The 551-nt window shown below is 52.6% G+C and carries 1 protein-coding gene; it reads right to left on the bottom strand.

Annotated elements, in window-relative coordinates; all coding sequences use genetic code 11:
- The coding region (locus tag AB4875_RS17390; protein ID WP_368377384.1) for an EF-Tu/IF-2/RF-3 family GTPase at positions 1–551 on the bottom strand (551 nt) is incomplete at both ends.

Here is a 551-nt window from a genome sequence, read left to right as displayed (position 1 = left end):
TCTGCTTCAAAACGAGTGTGTGGCGTAATTGAGCCCGGCTTAGCCAGTACTTGACCACGCTCTACGTCGTCGCGCTTAGTACCACGCAGCAACACACCAACGTTCTCGCCAGCGCGACCTTCGTCAAGCAGCTTGCGGAACATCTCAACACCAGTACAAGTAGACTTGGTGGTGTCGCGGATACCGATGATAGCGATCTCGTCACCAGTACGCAGAATGCCACGCTCAATACGGCCGGTTACAACAGTACCGCGACCAGAGATTGAGAATACGTCTTCTATCGGCATCAAGAACGGCAGATCTACCGCGCGCTCTGGCTGTGGAATGTAGTTATCCAAAGCCTCAACCAATTTTGCTACCGCAGTTGTGCCAAGCTCGTTGTCATCTTGACCGTTCAACGCCATCAGTGCAGAACCTGCAATGATTGGGGTGTCGTCGCCTGGGAAGTCGTACATATCGAGCAGCTCACGCAGCTCCATTTCTACCAACTCAAGCATTTCATTGTATTCTTCGCTGCCTACACCGCCGCAATCTTCTGCAAGCAAGTCTGC

This window comes from Zhongshania sp. R06B22, assembly GCF_040892595.1.
Lineage (GTDB): Bacteria > Pseudomonadota > Gammaproteobacteria > Pseudomonadales > Spongiibacteraceae > Spongiibacter > Spongiibacter arctica.
This window is presented reverse-complemented; position numbering and strand designations above follow the sequence as displayed.